Source organism: Caballeronia sp. KNU42, assembly GCF_053760385.1.
In genome coordinates, this window is the sequence record NZ_CM132388.1 from 4203323 (window position 1) to 4219978 (window position 16656).

Below are 16656 nucleotides of genomic sequence, written 5' to 3' on the forward strand. Positions count from 1 at the left end.
TTAGCTCCGCTCGTTGGCGATTCGGTTGATAACTTGCTGCAAGGTGGTTTTGCTGTCGACAAGCGCGTTCATCGGGAACCCGGCTCCGTCGAGGAGATCGAGCCAAAGGCGCTCGGCGCCGCCGCGTCTCTTGACCAGTCGCGCGGCGTTGGAATGGGTGAAGCGGCTTCGAAAGAACGCGTCCTCTAACAACTTGATCGCGTCTGAGTTGATGGTGTCCGGTGTTTCGACGTTGCCAGCGCAGATTTCACCGCCCTCCCAGACGTTGTAGTAGGGCGCGACATACAACTTCGTCGATGCATCCGGCCGGGCGTTCTGGCGCAGAGCGAACACAAACCAGTGTGCTTTGTTGACGACGAACAGAAGCGGCGGATGAGCGGCGTCACCGGAGCGCGTGCCAAGCTCATCTTGTGTCGCGAACCATACCCGCCGAGTGCGCGCTGGAACCCACCAGGCAATCTGGTTAGGCGCGAGATATACGACCCGCTCGTGCACAAATCCTCGAAACGCGGTGCGCTTCGCCGATACCTCTGCGATGTCGGCGAGCTGGTCAAGCGTGAGTGGCACGCCGGGCATAAGCGCGGGCACGCCATCGACGACGCGGGCGCTATGCTTGGTCGCGTAGATGTTGCTGCCGGCTTGCGACCGATAGAAGAGCAGGGCGCTTTCGAGCTCAAGTTCGATATCGCTGCTGCATTCGATGACGACGTCGTTCATATCGCGTGCTCCGTTCAAACAGTCACACGGACGCGCTGCTCGACCGGTGCGAATACGTCGAGAAGGGCCTTAGCGGGCTGGACCTCGTCCATATTGAAAAGCCCGATAACACGCTCCACTGCTTTCGCAAGCAGGGCGGTGGAGGTCATTCGATTTAGCCATTCGGCCAGATCGCCGCCGACAATCTTGATCGGCGTTACGGATGCGGCTACGACCGCTTCGCCTTCCCCCGCGTGTTGCAGATAGTCGTCAAGCACGCGTGTCATTGCGTCGTTGTGATCCCATCGAACAAACAGGGTGAAATCAACGAGGTCTGCGCCCGCGTCGGCAGATTGCACATCGGCGAAAGGTCCGTAAAACCGCACGATGTTCCACAAGGACTCCATTGCCTCAAAGACAGCCATTGCGTACGCATCGCGTTTTGCGGCGAGTTGGACTTGTCGCCGGGTCAGGACGCGTTTGGGGAACGCAGCCCATTGGGGCATTCCGTTGAAGAACTGGTCGCGAGTAAAGAACTCGTTGTCCTTTAGATACTCGTCAACGGAACTGCAGCCGGCCATCTCGGCGGCTTCCTCAAGGGCATCCTTTTCGTTGTCGTGGCCGTACCAATATAGATACTCAGCGAAGCCCACCGCCCAAAGAGGCGTGCAGATGTTCGGCAGCATGCGGAAGGCGTCATAGAGCGTGGCAAGAACTGTTTGCCCCAATCCTTCACGCACGCTTTCGAGCTTTGTCATCGGGCCGGCGATGCACAGCTCGGCGCACGACACTGGGCCTTCTGTCGTATGGATCACTGCCCACAAAACCTCCAGATCGTGGGGTTTGCAGTAATGCGACGATTGCGCTTGCTGTTCGATCCGAAGTTGCCAGTCGAAAACCGTCATGCCTTCAGTCAGATCGTTCCACTTGCGCGATAGAGCTGTTTTGGCGATTGAGCGCTCGGTCTTCGAATGGCTTCCGATGTCGGCCTCGGTGACGATCCCACTGTCGATAAGCGAAAGGAGAAACGGGCGAGCGAACGACGATTCGGTCGGTACGGTGAAGGTGCCGGGAATGTCGGCGAGCGACGGAAGCGAAAGCGCGCTGAAGGTCATGGCAGGATCGGCATATGGTTATGCGGCAGTTGCAGTCGCGCCCCGTTACGACGCTCCTCAGCAATTCGAAAAAGCTTGCTTGCCAGCGGTGTGTCGATCAACGAGCGCTCGACGGTGTGAGCGCCGGTGGATAACGGGCCGCGTGCGATATCGGCGCGGAGCTGGTCGAGGGTCATGAAGGGATCGCCTGATAGCGCGCGTGCAGGGCGTCGATGAACGAGAGTTCCTCGTCGAGCAACGCGAACGCGTTGGCCGCTGCAATCCATTCCACCTCGCGCAGGTACGCTTGGATTGCTGGCGACACGCGGTGGCCGGCTGAGAGCACCATGCCGATCTTCGCGTGCGCGCTCACAACGTCGTGCGAGCCCTTCGTGCCGACGGCGCGCCGGAAGGTGTAGACGTTTTTATTTGCTACCACTTCCGGGCCTTCTATCTCGGCATTGACGATTTCCGGGTAGGTGTTCGCATAGAAATCGCGTATCTGTTGCAGCGAAAACTTCGGAGACGGATCGGTCAGCTTCGCGCCGTTGTAGCGAAACTCGCGGGCGAGGGATTCGGTTTTCATTGGTGATCCTTACATCAGGTCGAGAGCGCCCGCGTCGGGCATGTCATCGGATTCGGCGGTGGCTTGTTCCACGGTGTTGGCCGGTGCGTTCTCCGGCTGGTCGATTTGAGTTGCGGCGCCGGAGTCGATGCCGGGAATGCTGGTTTGCCGCGGGTCGACTGCAGGCGTTGCACTCTGGTCGGCCGGGTCGGCGGGCTCAGTTTTTTCGGCCGCAGTGTCAGTGACCGTCGATTTAGGCTTTCGTCCGGGCTTGCCTTTTGTGATCGCGCCCGGGGCCAGAAGCGCAGGCGTGGTCGCTTTGCTTCCGCCATTTGCCGCGCTCGCGCGATATGCCTGGTCAATCACGGAAAGCACGCCCGGCTCGTAGATCGACACGGCCTCAGCGAAATCGCGGTCGAGTTCATCGGGTGCCGCGAGAATCGAAAGGGGATAAAGCGTTTTCTTTCCAGGTTTGTCTTCTGCCGCCTGTGGCGTGACATTGACGCGGAGCTGGTCGCCTTCGGCGGTGATCAAGACGATCAACGTTGCTTTTTGGGCGAGCGGGTGCAGCGAAGAGAACAAAGACATGTGCGCCTCTTAGTGGGTGGAGCGTGGGTCAGGCCGCGAGGCCGTCGTAATTGCGGTCGGCGAAGTCAGGGTCGCCGGGAAAACGGTCGGTGCCGTCTGCTCGGTACCAGCAAAACAGCGAGCTTTGCCGGTGGGGAAACCAATAGCCGGCGCAGAAGCATCGAGCCTTGCGGGTGTCGCGCTGGTTCATCCATCGATCGACCCGGTAGGCACGCTCGCCGCACGAGCGGCAGGCCGGTAGGCGCTGATAGTGATCCAGTGGGCGCGGAAAGCATCGGCGGGCGGCACATTTGCGGCAACGGACGTGGCATCGCGACATGGCTCATTCGTCGTCGCCCGCAGCGCGCCGTTTCACGTCGCCGCGCTCACGCGATCGACGTTCGTCGCGCAGTTCACGGGCTCGAGCTGAAGACTCCAACGTCTGACGTACTTCGGGACGTCGAATTGCCGACTCGAAATTGCCGACTAAGTGCAGCAGTTGCCATTCGACGCGCAGGAGATGATTTGGGATTTGGCTTTGTGGCATGGCGAGCCTCACAGCGAGCGACTGGCGTTGGCCGGCGCGGCGGGGACTTCGGTCTCGTCTGAGTCGACCGTGCATGTGGCCAGCACCGCGATGATGATCACGAGCCAAATCTGCCAAAGCGGCATGGGCTTTTTGATTTTCATGACGTGCGCCCTCAGAGGTCGAAGGGAGCAGCAATGCTCGACGCGATCAGGTAGAGCGCGATGAGCACGGCGAAGGGATGCCAGTCGCTTTTGAACGGCCAGCCGGACGCGAGCTTTTCGAGGAAACGAGGTTCCATCGCTGGGTCGTTGCAGCGAGCGATGTCATGGGAAGCTTCGTATCGCGCGATGCGCAATCGCATACGTGCAATTCGAACGTCGTTGGATTCGGGGAGTTTCAGGGCGATGGCGCGAAGGCCGGGCTGGGCGCTCGTCGGGGCGTAACTGCGGAAGGTCTTCATCGCAACTCCAATAAATGCGTATGGCGCATATCTGGAATTGCATTGTACGCATCTAAATTAATGCGTCAAGCGCAAATTTCAGCGCAAAAAAAGCCCGCGTTTGCGGGCTCTGTCTTTTCCTGACATGCAGGGTGACGGGAATCGACTACCGTCGGCGGCGATATCGACGATGTTCGACCATCACGCCGATAACGCGAAGTTCCATCTGGTCACTTGAAATAGTCGGATAGTCCGGGTTCAAAGGTACCAATTCAAAAACTTCCGTTCCGGTCGCTGATACCCCGCGCGCCCGGTACTTCTTAAAGGTCGCTTCTTGACGCTCGTTTCTGGCCGCAACGAAATCGCCAGGTTGCGGAATGATGTTTGGGTCAATAATGACCTTATCCCCGTCAACGAATTCCGGCTCCATTGACGCGCCTTCAATCGTTAATCCGAAGGCGCGAGGGGACACGTCAACGTCTGTTTCTAGGTATTCCGTTGCGGCATATATTTCTAAATAATCCACCACTTCCCTCAGATTCCCGGCCTGGATTGAATTTATGACCGGAACCCGCCGACTTCCAAGGGAAGCCGGCCGCACGCTTTGAATTGAGGGATCCCGGTATAGGTCTGCGGGGGTCGTGCCAAGTTCTGTTGCGATTCTCTGCAGCAAATCATCGCTGCAGCCTTGTAAGCCACGCTCAAGTCGCGAGAGATTTCCCACATCGCTGTCGAGCCGGCTAGCAAGTTCGTTGATCGTCCAACCCCGTTCCTTACGAAGGTTACGGATGTTGGAACCGAGGGTCAACCGGAAGGCAGAATTTTTTTCCATATGGAATTGTTCACGGTTAATGCGTAAGGCGCAAAGCGTGTTGCGCATTCTTTCCGCGTGGGCTAGGATGCGTCACACGCATATTTCGGTGTTGACATGGACCAGCTTCAGGAAGAAACCCCTCTACGCCGTCTACGAAAGCGTCGCGGGCTGACCGTTGCGCAAGTTGCGCTCGCCATCAAAATCGATCAAGGCAATTTGAGCCGAATCGAGAGGGGGACGCAATTTTCGCGTCGGGCCGCCGAGGCACTGGTCGCCTACTACGGGATCAGCGCAATCACCGAAATGGAAATTCTCTATCCGGACCGATTTGTCGCATCGAGCGCGATCGCCACGTGAGTGTTGTTCAGCAATCGCTCGACGAATGTGCGAAAGGCCGCACGGTCACTTGTTTTCTTGGCAGCCGTCTTTTTGGAGATCGCTTCTTTTGCTCGGCATGGGAAGCAATAAATGGGTAGGCCAACCGCGTTTCGCGTCGTACGGCGGCGGAAGCCCATTATCTTCGCTTGGTTGAAGGTGTTCGCTTTCTTAGTCATTCGGATCACCAATGGGTTAGTTGATGAGCGAAGCGTAGAGAAATGCGCCTCTCGTAAACAGCATGAAAAATAGTTATCCACAAGGGGTTCTACGTGACCTGCAGATATAGCGAAATCAATTGGATGGATGTGCTCTACACGTCGGTTATCAAAACGCCGGGGAAGGTCGAGGACGCCGCACGATTCTTGACCGAGCGGCGTGGGATCAAGATCGGTGGCGAATCGCTGCGGCTGAAGTTGCGCGAGGTGGAAGGGGCACGCGTATCCGCCGAGATGTTTGAGCTGTTGATCGAGTGGATGCTCGATAAGAACCAACCCCATGCCCTTGATGCTGTGCACGCGTTCAATGCGCGCTTCGGCTTGGTTGCGACGCCAGTCCAGCCACCGACTGCCCGAACCGGCGTGCAAGGGCTCATCGCGGCCGCGTTGGGTGTCAGCGATAAAACCGGCAAGCTCGCGCAGGAAGTTTGGCTAGCGGCCGAGGACGGAAAGATCGAGCCTCACGAGGCCGACGCGATTGAGCATGCCGGCAGGGAAGGTCAGCGACAGATCGAGAAAACCATCGTTACAGCCCGAGCTGCGGCCGGCCTCAATAACGAGTAAATCACCGCATCGAATACCGGGGGAAAGATGGGTGCAAACGACCCAGTGGAAACACACGCGCCTATCGCGTCGATCGAGGCCGAGCAAAGCGTATTGGGTGGCCTGCTTCTTAGCAATGACGGGTTCGATTCCATCAGTGGCGTGGTGACGGCGGACGATTTTACGACCGACGAACACCGGTTGATATTTATCGCAATAACCGAATTGATCGTCTTGGCGCGGGTGGCCGATCCGATCACCGTTTTCGAGCGCCTTCAGGCGACAGGGACGAAGCTCAAAGAGGCATTGCGTTATCTCAATGAACTGTCGCAGAACACGCCGAGCGCTGCAAACATCAGGCACTACGCAACCATAGTCCGCAATCGCTCCATCTTTCGGGCAATGCGCCGCGTCGCGAGCGAAATGATTGAAAACGTTCATCGGCCAGCCGGGCGCGACGCGGCGGAATTGCTCGATATCGCGGTGTCGAGTTTGATGCGGCTCTCGGACGGCACGCGCCAGGACGAAGAGGAATTCAGGCCGCTCAACGAAGCGCTGACGCGGGTGGTTCAGACCATCGATGAGCGTTATCAGAACGGCGGAGAAAATCAAATCGGCGGTGTCGCGACCGGCTTCGTCGATCTCGACCGGGCGACTGATGGGCTGCACCCGGGTGAGCTGATCATCATCGGTGCGCGGCCCTCGATGGGTAAGACGGCGCTCTCCATGAACATCGCCGAACATGTCGCTGCGAAGCTCGGTTTGCCCGTCGCAGTCGTTTCGCTCGAAATGCCCGCGGACCAGTTGGCACTTCGCCTGTTGTCCGCAAACTCTCGCATAAACCAGCACAAGCTGCGCACGGCGAACCTTCGCGATGAGGACTGGCCGCGAATGACTCACGGTGTGCAATCGTTGGTCGACGCGCCCATTTTCACGCTCGACGGTGCAGCCCTCACTCCGCTGCGCCTCAAGGCGAAGGTGCGGCGCTTGCAGCGCAAGCTCGACCGGCCCCTTGGCCTGATCGTGATCGATTACCTGCAACTCATGTCCGGTGACGGCAACGGCGATAACCGGGCCGTCGAAGTCTCCGATATCTCCCGGTCGCTCAAGTTGTTGGCGAAAGAACTCAAGGTTCCGATCATCGCGCTTTCGCAACTCAATCGCGGCGTCGAGCAGCGGCCAAATAAACGACCCGTCATGTCGGACATCCGGGAGTCAGGCTCGATCGAGCAGGACGCGGACGTGATCCTCTTCATTTACCGCGACGAAGTTTATAACCCGGACAGTCAGGACAAGGGCTGCGCCGAACTCATTATCGCCAAGCAGCGGAACGGTTCGCTCGGCACGCATCGATTGGCGTTTCAAAGCGCACTAACACGGTTCGAAAACTTCACCTCGGACCACGGTCATTAACTCGCATGAAAACTTCCACTCAATTTTTTAACTGGCGCAAAGCCATCAAACAGAGCGAGTTGCCGGCCAGCACGCGGCTCGTGCTTTTCGTGATCGCGGACTATGCGAATGCGATGGACGATGTGTGCTGGCCGTCGATGGAACGCATTGCCGGCGACGCCGGCCTATCGGTTCGATGCGTGGCCGACCACATCCGGATTGCGGAGGCGGGCGGGTGGCTGACCAGTTGGCTCACGCGCCGCGCGAATCGTCGGCACGCACATAGCTGCTATCGACTGTCTGTGCCTGCGGACGTCGCAGCGCGGTTTCGCGCATCCGTCGATTTCGAGTTGGCCGACGAGGTAGCTGCCGACCCGGCCGCCTGCAAATTTACGTCCGACTCGCCGTCATTTGCCGATGACGCTGAGATCGACATGTCGTTATTTGCCGGTGGGCAGCCCCCCGTTGTGTCGTCATTTGCCGATGAAAGCCAATCTTCAGGATTTGGCCTGCCTGACCGAGCAGCAAATGCGGCGGTTTCATCGGAACCAGCTTCCGGCGGCGTTGCCCGCATGCAGAATTTGCCGACTAATACACCAGTAAACAGAAATACTAATAAACCCTCTCTACAGCAACCCACAGCGGTTAACGAAGAGACGCGCGAGGCAGAAAGAGGATTTCAGCAGAAGGACGAAGCTCTCGCAAGCTGGATGCTTGAGCGCCTTCGGCGATTGAATACCGGGTTCCGAGAGCCAGATCTGCGGGCATGGGCTGCGGACATCGAGGAGATGCGACATGCCGATGGCCGAACGCATGAGCAAATCGCGGTGCTGTTCCGCTGGGCGAATGAGGATGCCTTCTGGCACAAGGTCGTGCTCTCGCCGGCCAAGCTTCGCCATAAGTGGGATGACCTGGTGATCCGACGCAATGCGGCCAAGCGTGCAGTGCCATCGCAGACTGCGGCACCCCCTCCAGCCGACGACCGTCAATGCACGCACGTAGAACACGGCTGCCGCTGCACACACATCGCTACCACGATCATCGGCGCCGGGTCATCGCGGCGCGGCTACTGCCGAGAGCACATCGGCTTTTACGAAGACTAACCGAGGGATCTCGCATGACGTTGGAAGAACGTTTGAACAATTGGGCGCTTGCGCAGAGTGGTGGCTTCGGGCGCGCAGACTCCACGATCGCCAACATTTATTTCCCGTCCACGGGAGGCCGGTCAGTGGAGAGCACCGTAAATCTTGTTGACGCTCAGCTTGTCGAGATCGCGTGGCGCAAGCTGTTGCCGCTCGACAAAAAGATCCTGCAGATGCTGTACATCTGGCATGCGCACCCGGCATTCATTTGCCGCAAGCTCGGCCTCAAGCCCCGACCGACGACGGTCTTCGACTTGGCGCTGGCCCATGCGAAACGATCTATTGAGGCGGCGCTGAAGGACGTTCGACCAAGACGTGTGGACATGCAGACGGTGATAGATCGGTTGAAGGAAAAAAATCTTGCCGAACCGAAAACCGTCAATTACACTTCGATCCACAATTTGAATCCGGTATCTACCGAGTGACGCGGCCTTTCCGGGGTTGCGTTCGCCCGGAAGAATCGTTAAAGCCCCGATGCGAAAGCTTGGGGCTTTTTGCATTGGGCGCGGGGTAATCGATGGCTGAGATCAAGATCGAGTTGGACACGTCTGAGTTGCAGGCGCGCCTCGACGATCAGGTGCAGCGACAGATTCCATACGCGACATCACGTGCGTTGAACGCGATCGCAGACAAGACGCAGGTCGCGATCGTCCGCAAGATGAACGAGGTCTTCGATAGTCCGACGCGATACACGCTGAACGCGTTGTATGTGCAGCGGTCTACTAAGCAAAACCTTGAAGCGCAGGTCAAGTACAAAGACGCGACCTCGAAGGGCACGCCGGCCGCAAAATACCTGTCACCTGAGGTAACGGGCGGTGGCCGATCAGTGAAGCGGTTCGAGCGGGCGCTGTCGTCCAACATCGGCCGTGTGCACGAGCTGATGCAGCGTGTCGGTGTGACGAACTACTTCGTCCCCGGTGCGGGCGCGCAGCTCGACGGCTACGGCAACATGGTGCGTGGTCAGTTCGCCAAGATCCTCTCTCAGCTCGGTGGTCAGAACGACCGCTATGCGAACGAGACAGCACGGTCCCGTGATCGACGGGAAGGCAAAGCGGTGGGGCCGAACAAGGTCCGGGCGCGTGCGCAGCCACGTTACTTCGTCGCAGGCTTGTATCGGGCACGCCACCTTGCACCAGGCATCTGGATTCGGGTGCCGTTCGCCGGCGGCTGGGCGATCAAGCCTGTGCTGCTTGCAGCGAAGGCAGCGCCACAGTACGCGCCACGCCTGCCGTTCTACGAGACCGCAGAAGCCGTGTTCGATGAGATCGCGGGCGATGAAATGCAGGCGGCGCTGTCCGTCGCGCTCGGCAGCGCCCGCTAGATCGGGTTCCGGGGACCCTATAAAAGCGTGGCGCTCACGGGTAATTCGAACCCTGTTCGCAAACTACTCACGAGACTTTCCTAAGGGGGTTATACCGTGACCGGCATGGAAATTAGGGAAGTCAGCATCGACGCCACGGCAACGCAGGCTCAGTTCGGCGCGATGGTGGGCATCTCTCAACCGGCTGTCAGCGACCTGATGACTCGCGGTGTGTTATCGCCCGGAGGCACGGTTCGGGAATGGCTGCACGAGTACTGCGGCAACCTGCGCGAGCAGGCCGCTGGTCGTTATGCGGCAGGCGAGCTGGACCTGGCGCAGGAGCGTGCGCTGCTTGCGCGTGAGCAGCGCATCAAGATCGAGATGATGAATGCCGAGCGCAGGCGCGAGCTCGCGCCAGTCGCTCTGCTCGAAGCAACATGCGCGCGCGTCGGTCGGCGCGTAAGCGCAATCCTGGAGGCGATCCCGTCGCAGGTGAAACGTCGCCTTCCTCACTTGCCGGCATCCGACATCGATGCGATCGAGACCGAGATCACCCGGGCGCGCAATACCGCTGCGGCGATGAGACTGGACGAGGTGATCGATGGAACAGACGCAGACTCAGAAGACGGAGATCCAGAAGGCGATTTTGAAGGGGCTTAGCTCGCTCGCGGTGCCCGCACCAATGTCTCTGTCGAGATGGGCGGAAGAGCACTTCTACTTGTCGGCGGAATCGAGCTACGTCGAGCAGCGGTGGACGGCATATCCGTTCCAGCGCGCGATTCTCGATGTCATTTCGAACGACGATATCGAAGAAGTGGTGTTCAAGAAATCGGCGCGGGTCGGCTACACCAAGATGATCATGGCCGCGATGGGGTACTTCGCGCACCATCGCCGGCGTAACCAGTGCGTGTGGCAACCGACTGATGACGATGCGGCCGAGTTCGTGAAGACCGAAATTGAGCCCATGCTGCGCGACGTCGAGGTCATGAAGGACGTCTTCCCGTCGTACATGCAGCGCAGCAAGCACAACACGCTGCGTCAGAAGACCTTCCTCGGCTCGACCCTCCATATCCGCGGTGGCAAGGCCGCGAAAAACTATCGACGGCTGTCCGTCGACGTTGGCTATCTGGACGAAGCGGACGGGTTCGATCGAGACATCGAGAAAGAGGGTTCGCCTGGCATGCTTGCGGCGAAGCGCGTGGAAGGTGCGACGTTCCCGAAGATGATTTTCGGGAGCACGCCCAAGCTCAAGGGTTTTTCGCTGATCGAGTCGCGGCACGACGAATGCGACAAGCAGTTCCTGTTCTACATTCCATGCCCGCACTGCAGTGGCGAGCACGTGATGCGCTGGGGCGGTAAGAAACTGTCGTACGGTTTCAAGTTCTCCATCGCTGACCCTGAAGGTGTCGTGCATCACTGCCCCCTGTGCGGCGTCGGATATTCGCAGGCCGAGTATCTGACGGTCTGGGAGCTTGGGCGGTGGAAAGCGAACGACGGTATGTGGATCGATCATGCGGGCCGATTCCGGTATGTCGACGGGCGAGTCGCGCCGATCCCCCGGTCGGTCGCCTTCATGATCTGGACGGCGTACAGCCCGCAGGTTAGTTGGGCCAAGATCGTGCGCGAGTTTGCGGCGGCAAACGAAAAGGCCAAGACCGGCGACACATCGGAACTGAAGACCTTCGTGAACACCACGCTCGGGGAAACCTGGGAGGAAGAGGTCGAAGAGACCGATCACGAAGCACTCATGAAACGCGCCGATGCATACCTGCTGCGCTTTTTGCCAATGGGCGTGCTGGTGTTGACCGCTGGCGTAGACGTTCAGGACGATCGTTTCGAGGTAGTGGTGTGGGGCTGGGGTGTGGGCGAGGAATCGTGGGTCATCGATCACGTCGTGTTCGATGCGAATCCCGCTGACGAGAACGACTGGGCGAAGCTTGATACGTATCTGCAAAGTACCTTTGCGCACGCTAGCGGGCAGCGTCTTGGTATTGAGGCGGTGGCGATCGACACACAGGGCCACTTCACGCACCACGTTTATAACTTCTGTCGCACGCGTGTCACGCGCCGGATCTTTGCCGTGCGTGGCGACCCGGTAGCCGGTAAGCCGATCAAGGGCAAGCCGTCGCGGCAGGACGTGAATTACAAGGGCGAGACGATCAAACGCGGTGTGCGGCTATGGCACGTCGGCACGGATACAGCAAAGGATCTTGTATTCGGCCGATTGCAGCTCGATCGTCCTGGTCCCGGCTATGTTCACTTCGCGAGTGACCTTCAGGCTGCGTTTTACGAGCAGCTCACCGCGGAGGTGCGCGTGATACAGAAGGGGCCACGCGGTGAGGAACATCGCTGGATGAAACGCAAGACCAACTCGCGTAACGAGGCGCTCGACTGTACGGTCTATGCAATGTTTGCGGCTCATGCGTTAGACCTGCACCGATACACGCTACCGATGTGGGCGGCTTTACGCGAGCGAGTCGCGCCAAGGCAAGGCGACTTGCTCGGCGGCCCGCTCATGATGCCGGAGCATGAGCCACCGCCGGTTGATGAGCCGGACCTCGAAGCTGACAGCGAACCGTCGCAAACCCCGAAGACCCCGACGACCCCGACGACCCCGCCACCCGGCGGGGTTTCTCGTTTACCGGCGCGTCGCATTGGCCGCTCTACTTATCTCAAACGTCGCTGAGGACGGATATGGCTTATACACAGGACGATCTCCAGCGCGTACAGGCGGCGATTGCTGCGGGCAGCGAGATCGAAATTCAGAAGGGCGATAAGCGCGTGCGTTATCGGTCGATCGCCGAGCTGCTCGCGGTTAAGGATGAGATCGTGCGCGAGCTGCGCGTTGCGAGTCCGCGTCGTCGTTCGCGTTCGATTCGACTCCGCAACGCCGGCAAGGGGGTGTGATGGGAAAAGACTATCCATCCCTCACACAACGCGGATTCGTGATGCCCACACGGCTCAAGGCGTCCGCTGCTTACGAGTCTGGCAGTTCGTCAGGAAGCCGAACCCGCAACTGGCAGGGCTCGGGTGTCGGACCGAATTTCGCGGCGGCGCAAAACCTGCCGCTTATGCGGGGTCGCGCACGCGATGCGGTGCGTAACGACCCGTGGGCGAAGACTTCGGTCGCACGGTTCGTATCGAACGTCATCGGCACGGGCATCCAGCCTCACCCGAAGCATCCTGACCCGGCCGTGCGCAAGGCGCTGAAGCTTTGGTGGGATGACTGGGCGTCGGAGGCCGATGCGGACGGGCTGCTCGACGTGTACGGGCTGCAGACGCTTGCCGCGACCTCGTTCTTTACGGACGGTGAGGCGTTCACGCGACTGGCGCTGCGCCGGCCATCGGCCGATCTGCCGGTCCCGTTGCAGCTTCGCCAGTTTGAGTCCGATTTCGTGCCGGCTGAAAAGAACCAGGTGCTCGCCAACGGCGCCGAGATCGTGAGCGGCGTCGAGTTCGATGCGGATGCTAACCGTGTGGCCTATCACATGTGGCGGCGTCATCCCGGCGAATATGCCAGGCCTGCGCAAGGCGGGCAGGCCCTCGTGCGCGTGCCGGCCGACGAGATCATTCACGTGTTCAAACCGGTTCGGCCCGGACAGGTGCGTGGTGTTACGGAGCTTGCCACAATCCTGCTGCGCCTCAAGTCGCTCGATAACTTCGACGACGCTGTGCTCTTTCGGCAGGAACTCGCGAACCTGTTCGCGGGGTTCATTACGCGCAAGCATGAGGACGGCGGTGATGGTGTGCCACCGCTCAATCAGCTAACGGGCGGCGACGAGCAGTTTGATAGCGACGGCTTTACGCCGATCGCGTCACTCGAACCCGGCACGCTGCAGCAGCTCGGCGACGATGAAGAGATCAAGTTTTCCACGCCACCCGGCGCGGGAACCGATTACGCGCCGTTCATGCGCCAGCAACTGATGGCAGCGGCTGCGTCGGTCGGTTTTCCGTATGAGGTGCTCACGGGCGATCTGCGCGAAGTCAACGACCGTGTGCTGCGCGTGATCCTGAACGAGTTTCGGCGCGGCATTGAGCAGCTCCAGTGGAACGTATTCATTCACCAGTATTGCCGGCGCGTGTGGGCCGCATGGATCGATGCGCTGGCGTTGTCGGGTGCGATGTCGATGCCTGACTTCTATCGCACACGTCGCGAATATCTGCGCGTGCGCTGGGTGCCGCAGGGCTGGCCTTACATGCAACCCGTGCAGGATATGCAGGCGAAGCGCATGGCCGTGCGTGCGGGCTTTACCAGCCGGTCGGCGGTGGTGCTCGAACAAGGTGATGACCCGGAAACGATCGATGAAGAAAACGCGGTGGACAACGCGCGGGCGGACGCGCAGCAGCTTCGGTATGACTCTGACGCGCGCGTCCTCGATGTGGCAGGCGACTCAACAAATTCAACGAAGGACATTCTTCCATGACCAAGAAGCGCCAGTGGTATTCGATGCGGGCACTGACCAACGCGGCCGGCGCCGCAGTGGCCGAAATCCGCATCTACGACGAAATCGGTTTCTGGGGCACTACCGCACAGGGCTTTATTGCCGAACTGGAAGCGGTCGCAGCCGGAGCGACGGAAATCGTTGTCGCGGTCAACTCGCCCGGCGGCGACGTCTTCGACGCCTTCGCCATTTACAACGCGCTGCGTCGCTACGCGGGGAAGGTGACGACCCGTGTCGACGGTGTCGCGGCGTCCGCCGCGTCGCTCGTCGTGATGGCTGGCGACCAGGTCGTGATGCCCGAGAACGCCATGATGATGATTCACAACATATGGACCGTCACGGCGGGGACGGCCGACGAACTGCGCACCACCGCCGATCTGATGGATAAGACGCGCGACGGTGTGGTTGCTGCGTACCGCAACAAGACCAGTCTGGAAGATCAAGCCATCATCGACATGCTCGATGCTGAGACGTGGATGACGGCACTGGAAGCACAGGCGCTTGGCTTCGCGGATGTCATCGAGCAGCCCGTGAAATTCTCCGCGTCGGTTCGAACGGCTGAGCTGGTGGCGAAGTTCAAGAGCACGCCAACGGACCTGCAGGCCAGCATTGATTCAGCAGAGGTGCCCGATCCGACCGTTGGCGGTGATCCTCCTGAACCGGAACCCATCGATCCTCCGCCACCCCCGCCGAAAGATCCTGTCGTGCTCCAGGAGGCGCCGGGTGTGCTGGCCGCACACGTCTTTAGCGCATGCCGCGAAGCCGGTTTGTTGAGCTTCGCGGAAGGCATCGTCGCATCGACCGGCCTTAAAGACCGCGCAACGATCGACTCAGCGATGGTTAGCGCTCGGGAGATCAGCAGCTTGTGCGCGGCGGCCAAGCTGCCCGAGCTTGCGGCCGAATTCGTCGCGACGGGCCTGAATACTGAGCAAGTGCGTGCACGCCTCTTTGACTGCGTCACCAACAAATCGACGACCGCGCTGAACAATCGGCAGCCGGTGGTCGACTTGCAGCAACAGGCGAGCGGTCCACACCGCACGTCCATTTATGCCGCCCGCAGGACCGGGGCGAAGCAATCCACTGCCCCAGAGAGGAGCTGATCCATGATTAAAACCGAAGGTATTCACACCGCCGAGTTCCTCTTGTCGGAGGGCGATGGCCAGATCTCGCGCGAGAACATCGATGTCGAAGCGGGCGATGCGCTGCCAGCCGGCCAGGTGCTCGGCAAGACCGCTGCCAACGTCTACGGCGCATACGACCCGGCCGCCGTCGATGGCGACCAGGTTGCGGTCGGCATCCTGTATGCGCCGCTTGAGCAATCGACTGCCACCCGGCGCGCGGTCGGCATTGTGCGTCTCGCCGAGGTTGCCGGTGCCGTCCTGACGGGGCTCGACGCTGCGGCTCAAAAATCGCTCGCCGAGCAGCACATCATCGTTCGCTGAGCCACGCGTCTGTAGTCGGTCGAATCAATCCCTTTCTGCATGTAAAGCCCGTCGCACCTCAGGTGCTGCGGGCTTTAATTTTTTCGGAGAATCATATGGCGGATATCGCCCTGCTTAACGACGACGCGTTCTCGCTCTCGTCGCTCACCGCTGCCATCAACGACACGCTCTTCGTGCCGGCTCGCATCGCGTCGCTCGGCCTCTTCGAGGAAGAGGGCGTCACGACCACGACGGTCCAGATTGAGAAAGACGGCGAAGCGCTCTCGCTTGTCGAGTCCAAACCACGCGGAGGCGGTGGACAAGTCGTGCTCGGCACCAAGCGCAAGATGATTCCGTTCAATACGGTTCACTTGCCTGAACGCGCGACGATCACGGCCGATGAGGTGCAGAACCTGCGCGCTTTCGGCAAGGAAACGGAGCTCGAAGCGCTGCAGGCGTTGGTCGACAAGCGGCTCACCAAAATGCGCCGGCAGCTCGACGCGACGCACGAGTTCCACCGTATCGGCGCGATAAAGGGGCAAATTCTAGATGCGGATGGCGAGAGCGTGCTCGTCGACCTGTATTCGCAGTTTGGTCTCAAGCAGCAGACACTCGCGTTCAAGTTGGGCGCGACGGACACGTTTCGGCAGAAGGTCGCCGACCTGCTGGACCTGATCGAGGACGCGCTCGGGGCGTTGCCGTTCGCGGGCGTGCGCGTGCTGTGCGGACGTGCCTTCTGGCGCTGGCTGATTGAGCTCGACGACATCAAGGTAACGTATCTGAATACACAGATGGCAGCCGCCTTGCGCGGTGATCCGCGCGACACGATCGATTTCGGCGGCGTCACGTGGGAGCGGTATCGCGGCCGTATCGGAAGCGTCGGATACATCGACGACAACGAAGCGTACGCGGTGCCCGAGGGCGTGCCCGATCTCTTCATCACGCGCTTCGCGCCTGCTGACTATATGGAGGCGGTGAACACGAACGGTCTGCCGTACTACGCGAAGCAGGAAAACCTGCGTTTCGACAAGGGCACGGAGATCGAGGCGCAGTCCAATCCGATTCACCTGTGCACGCGTCCGCGTGCGGTCATCAAGCTGACCAAGGGAACGTGACGCC

Annotated in this window: 23 protein-coding genes; 14 read left to right on the plus strand and 9 right to left on the minus strand. The window is 60.0% G+C overall.

The window, feature by feature from the left end; genetic code table 11:
• The 6 genes from ACSOSP_RS18940 to ACSOSP_RS18965 are packed head-to-tail and all read right to left on the minus strand — an operon-like array spanning position 1 to position 3133.
• Positions 1 to 717 (minus strand): PRTRC system protein B, encoded by a 717-nt coding sequence (locus tag ACSOSP_RS18940; RefSeq protein WP_455308821.1) that lies wholly within the window; start codon positions 715 to 717, stop codon positions 1 to 3.
• 14 nt (positions 718 to 731) lie between these two features.
• Positions 732 to 1811 (minus strand): PRTRC system protein F, encoded by a 1080-nt coding sequence (locus ACSOSP_RS18945; RefSeq protein WP_455308822.1) that lies wholly within the window; start codon positions 1809 to 1811, stop codon positions 732 to 734.
• Positions 1808 to 1987, minus strand: a complete 180-nt coding sequence (locus tag ACSOSP_RS18950) for a hypothetical protein (RefSeq protein ID WP_455308823.1) — start codon at positions 1985 to 1987, stop codon at positions 1808 to 1810. Before ACSOSP_RS18950 ends, ACSOSP_RS18945 begins: the two co-directional genes overlap by 4 nt.
• Positions 1984 to 2376: a PRTRC system protein C gene (locus ACSOSP_RS18955; RefSeq protein WP_455308824.1), complete on the minus strand. Its 393-nt coding sequence runs from the start codon at positions 2374 to 2376 to the stop codon at positions 1984 to 1986. The genes ACSOSP_RS18950 and ACSOSP_RS18955 overlap by 4 nt, the downstream gene beginning before the upstream one ends.
• A gap of 9 nt (positions 2377 to 2385) precedes the next feature.
• The gene (locus ACSOSP_RS18960; RefSeq protein ID WP_455308825.1) at positions 2386 to 2943 is read right to left on the minus strand and encodes a PRTRC system protein E; all 558 of its coding nucleotides are present in this window, start codon (positions 2941 to 2943) and stop codon (positions 2386 to 2388) included.
• A gap of 28 nt (positions 2944 to 2971) precedes the next feature.
• Positions 2972 to 3133: a hypothetical protein gene (locus ACSOSP_RS18965; protein WP_455308826.1), complete on the minus strand. Its 162-nt coding sequence runs from the start codon at positions 3131 to 3133 to the stop codon at positions 2972 to 2974.
• Positions 3134 to 3193: 60 nt separating this feature from the next.
• On the opposite strand from ACSOSP_RS18965, the gene ACSOSP_RS18970 reads away from it, so the two are divergent.
• Positions 3194 to 3352, plus strand: coding sequence for a hypothetical protein (locus tag ACSOSP_RS18970; protein ID WP_455308827.1), 159 nt, complete (start codon positions 3194 to 3196; stop codon positions 3350 to 3352).
• A 125-nt stretch (positions 3353 to 3477) separates the two neighbouring features.
• On the opposite strand, the gene ACSOSP_RS18975 is transcribed toward ACSOSP_RS18970, so the two are convergent.
• The 3 genes from ACSOSP_RS18975 to ACSOSP_RS18985 all read right to left on the minus strand — a co-directional run bounded on the left by ACSOSP_RS18975 (position 3478) and on the right by ACSOSP_RS18985 (position 4770).
• Entirely contained in the window at positions 3478 to 3612 is a 135-nt protein-coding gene (locus tag ACSOSP_RS18975; protein ID WP_455308828.1) for a hypothetical protein, read from the minus strand.
• Between the two features lie 11 nt (positions 3613 to 3623).
• Entirely contained in the window at positions 3624 to 3911 is a 288-nt protein-coding gene (locus ACSOSP_RS18980) for a hypothetical protein (protein WP_455308829.1), read from the minus strand.
• Positions 3912 to 4056: 145 nt separating this feature from the next.
• Entirely contained in the window at positions 4057 to 4770 is a 714-nt protein-coding gene (locus tag ACSOSP_RS18985) for a LexA family protein (RefSeq protein ID WP_455308830.1), read from the minus strand.
• Between the two features lie 48 nt (positions 4771 to 4818).
• Here ACSOSP_RS18985 and ACSOSP_RS18990 point away from each other — a divergent pair, with 48 nt between their 5' ends.
• From ACSOSP_RS18990 to ACSOSP_RS19050, 13 genes are all read left to right on the plus strand, one after another.
• Positions 4819 to 5061: a helix-turn-helix domain-containing protein gene (locus tag ACSOSP_RS18990; RefSeq protein ID WP_455308831.1), complete on the plus strand. Its 243-nt coding sequence runs from the start codon at positions 4819 to 4821 to the stop codon at positions 5059 to 5061.
• 320 nt (positions 5062 to 5381) lie between these two features.
• On the plus strand, positions 5382 to 5861 hold the full coding sequence (locus tag ACSOSP_RS18995) for a phage regulatory CII family protein (RefSeq protein WP_455308832.1): 480 nt from the start codon (positions 5382 to 5384) through the stop codon (positions 5859 to 5861).
• A gap of 27 nt (positions 5862 to 5888) precedes the next feature.
• The gene (gene dnaB, locus ACSOSP_RS19000; RefSeq protein ID WP_455308833.1) at positions 5889 to 7253 is read left to right on the plus strand and encodes a replicative DNA helicase; all 1365 of its coding nucleotides are present in this window, start codon (positions 5889 to 5891) and stop codon (positions 7251 to 7253) included.
• Between the two features lie 5 nt (positions 7254 to 7258).
• Positions 7259 to 8335, plus strand: coding sequence for a helix-turn-helix domain-containing protein (locus ACSOSP_RS19005; RefSeq protein ID WP_455308834.1), 1077 nt, complete (start codon positions 7259 to 7261; stop codon positions 8333 to 8335).
• A gap of 14 nt (positions 8336 to 8349) precedes the next feature.
• Complete coding sequence (locus ACSOSP_RS19010; RefSeq protein WP_455308835.1) at positions 8350 to 8799, plus strand: hypothetical protein; 450 nt, start codon at positions 8350 to 8352, stop codon at positions 8797 to 8799.
• A gap of 92 nt (positions 8800 to 8891) precedes the next feature.
• Entirely contained in the window at positions 8892 to 9695 is an 804-nt protein-coding gene (locus ACSOSP_RS19015; RefSeq protein WP_455308836.1) for a hypothetical protein, read from the plus strand.
• 105 nt (positions 9696 to 9800) lie between these two features.
• On the plus strand, positions 9801 to 10334 hold the full coding sequence (locus ACSOSP_RS19020; protein WP_455311038.1) for a terminase small subunit: 534 nt from the start codon (positions 9801 to 9803) through the stop codon (positions 10332 to 10334).
• Entirely contained in the window at positions 10276 to 12360 is a 2085-nt protein-coding gene (locus tag ACSOSP_RS19025) for a phage terminase large subunit family protein (protein WP_455308837.1), read from the plus strand. Before ACSOSP_RS19020 ends, ACSOSP_RS19025 begins: the two co-directional genes overlap by 59 nt.
• An 8-nt stretch (positions 12361 to 12368) precedes the next feature.
• Positions 12369 to 12581, plus strand: coding sequence for a phage head-tail joining protein (locus tag ACSOSP_RS19030; RefSeq protein WP_455308838.1), 213 nt, complete (start codon positions 12369 to 12371; stop codon positions 12579 to 12581).
• The gene (locus tag ACSOSP_RS19035; RefSeq protein ID WP_455308839.1) at positions 12581 to 14098 is read left to right on the plus strand and encodes a phage portal protein; all 1518 of its coding nucleotides are present in this window, start codon (positions 12581 to 12583) and stop codon (positions 14096 to 14098) included. The genes ACSOSP_RS19030 and ACSOSP_RS19035 overlap by 1 nt, the downstream gene beginning before the upstream one ends.
• Positions 14095 to 15216 carry a head maturation protease, ClpP-related gene (locus tag ACSOSP_RS19040; RefSeq protein WP_455308840.1) on the plus strand — a complete coding sequence of 374 codons (1122 nt, stop codon included), beginning with the start codon at positions 14095 to 14097 and terminating at the stop codon, positions 15214 to 15216. Before ACSOSP_RS19035 ends, ACSOSP_RS19040 begins: the two co-directional genes overlap by 4 nt.
• Before the next feature lie 3 nt (positions 15217 to 15219).
• Entirely contained in the window at positions 15220 to 15558 is a 339-nt protein-coding gene (locus ACSOSP_RS19045) for a head decoration protein (protein WP_455308841.1), read from the plus strand.
• Positions 15559 to 15653: 95 nt separating this feature from the next.
• On the plus strand, positions 15654 to 16652 hold the full coding sequence (locus ACSOSP_RS19050; RefSeq protein WP_455308842.1) for a major capsid protein: 999 nt from the start codon (positions 15654 to 15656) through the stop codon (positions 16650 to 16652).
• Positions 16653 to 16656: the final 4 nt, after the last annotated feature.

Bases quoted from the DNA above. Each gene is read 5' to 3' on its own strand.
- ACSOSP_RS18975 (WP_455308828.1), bottom strand. From the start codon at position 3,612: ATGAAAATCAAAAAGCCCATGCCGCTTTGGCAGATTTGGCTCGTGATC.
- ACSOSP_RS19005 (WP_455308834.1), top strand. From the start codon at position 7,259: ATGAAAACTTCCACTCAATTTTTTAACTGGCGCAAAGCCATCAAACAG.
- ACSOSP_RS19015 (WP_455308836.1), top strand. From the start codon at position 8,892: ATGGCTGAGATCAAGATCGAGTTGGACACGTCTGAGTTGCAGGCGCGC.
- ACSOSP_RS19010 (WP_455308835.1), top strand. From the start codon at position 8,350: ATGACGTTGGAAGAACGTTTGAACAATTGGGCGCTTGCGCAGAGTGGT.
- ACSOSP_RS19025 (WP_455308837.1), top strand. From the start codon at position 10,276: ATGGAACAGACGCAGACTCAGAAGACGGAGATCCAGAAGGCGATTTTG.
- ACSOSP_RS19035 (WP_455308839.1), top strand. From the start codon at position 12,581: ATGGGAAAAGACTATCCATCCCTCACACAACGCGGATTCGTGATGCCC.
- ACSOSP_RS19045 (WP_455308841.1), top strand. From the start codon at position 15,220: ATGATTAAAACCGAAGGTATTCACACCGCCGAGTTCCTCTTGTCGGAG.
- ACSOSP_RS18980 (WP_455308829.1), bottom strand. From the start codon at position 3,911: ATGAAGACCTTCCGCAGTTACGCCCCGACGAGCGCCCAGCCCGGCCTT.
- ACSOSP_RS19030 (WP_455308838.1), top strand. From the start codon at position 12,369: ATGGCTTATACACAGGACGATCTCCAGCGCGTACAGGCGGCGATTGCT.
- ACSOSP_RS18950 (WP_455308823.1), bottom strand. From the start codon at position 1,987: ATGACCCTCGACCAGCTCCGCGCCGATATCGCACGCGGCCCGTTATCC.
- ACSOSP_RS18990 (WP_455308831.1), top strand. From the start codon at position 4,819: ATGGACCAGCTTCAGGAAGAAACCCCTCTACGCCGTCTACGAAAGCGT.
- ACSOSP_RS18940 (WP_455308821.1), bottom strand. From the start codon at position 717: ATGAACGACGTCGTCATCGAATGCAGCAGCGATATCGAACTTGAGCTC.
- ACSOSP_RS19050 (WP_455308842.1), top strand. From the start codon at position 15,654: ATGGCGGATATCGCCCTGCTTAACGACGACGCGTTCTCGCTCTCGTCG.
- dnaB (WP_455308833.1), top strand. From the start codon at position 5,889: ATGGGTGCAAACGACCCAGTGGAAACACACGCGCCTATCGCGTCGATC.
- ACSOSP_RS18995 (WP_455308832.1), top strand. From the start codon at position 5,382: ATGGATGTGCTCTACACGTCGGTTATCAAAACGCCGGGGAAGGTCGAG.
- ACSOSP_RS18985 (WP_455308830.1), bottom strand. From the start codon at position 4,770: ATGCGCAACACGCTTTGCGCCTTACGCATTAACCGTGAACAATTCCAT.
- ACSOSP_RS18965 (WP_455308826.1), bottom strand. From the start codon at position 3,133: ATGAACCAGCGCGACACCCGCAAGGCTCGATGCTTCTGCGCCGGCTAT.
- ACSOSP_RS19020 (WP_455311038.1), top strand. From the start codon at position 9,801: ATGGAAATTAGGGAAGTCAGCATCGACGCCACGGCAACGCAGGCTCAG.
- ACSOSP_RS18955 (WP_455308824.1), bottom strand. From the start codon at position 2,376: ATGAAAACCGAATCCCTCGCCCGCGAGTTTCGCTACAACGGCGCGAAG.
- ACSOSP_RS18945 (WP_455308822.1), bottom strand. From the start codon at position 1,811: ATGACCTTCAGCGCGCTTTCGCTTCCGTCGCTCGCCGACATTCCCGGC.
- ACSOSP_RS18960 (WP_455308825.1), bottom strand. From the start codon at position 2,943: ATGTCTTTGTTCTCTTCGCTGCACCCGCTCGCCCAAAAAGCAACGTTG.
- ACSOSP_RS19040 (WP_455308840.1), top strand. From the start codon at position 14,095: ATGACCAAGAAGCGCCAGTGGTATTCGATGCGGGCACTGACCAACGCG.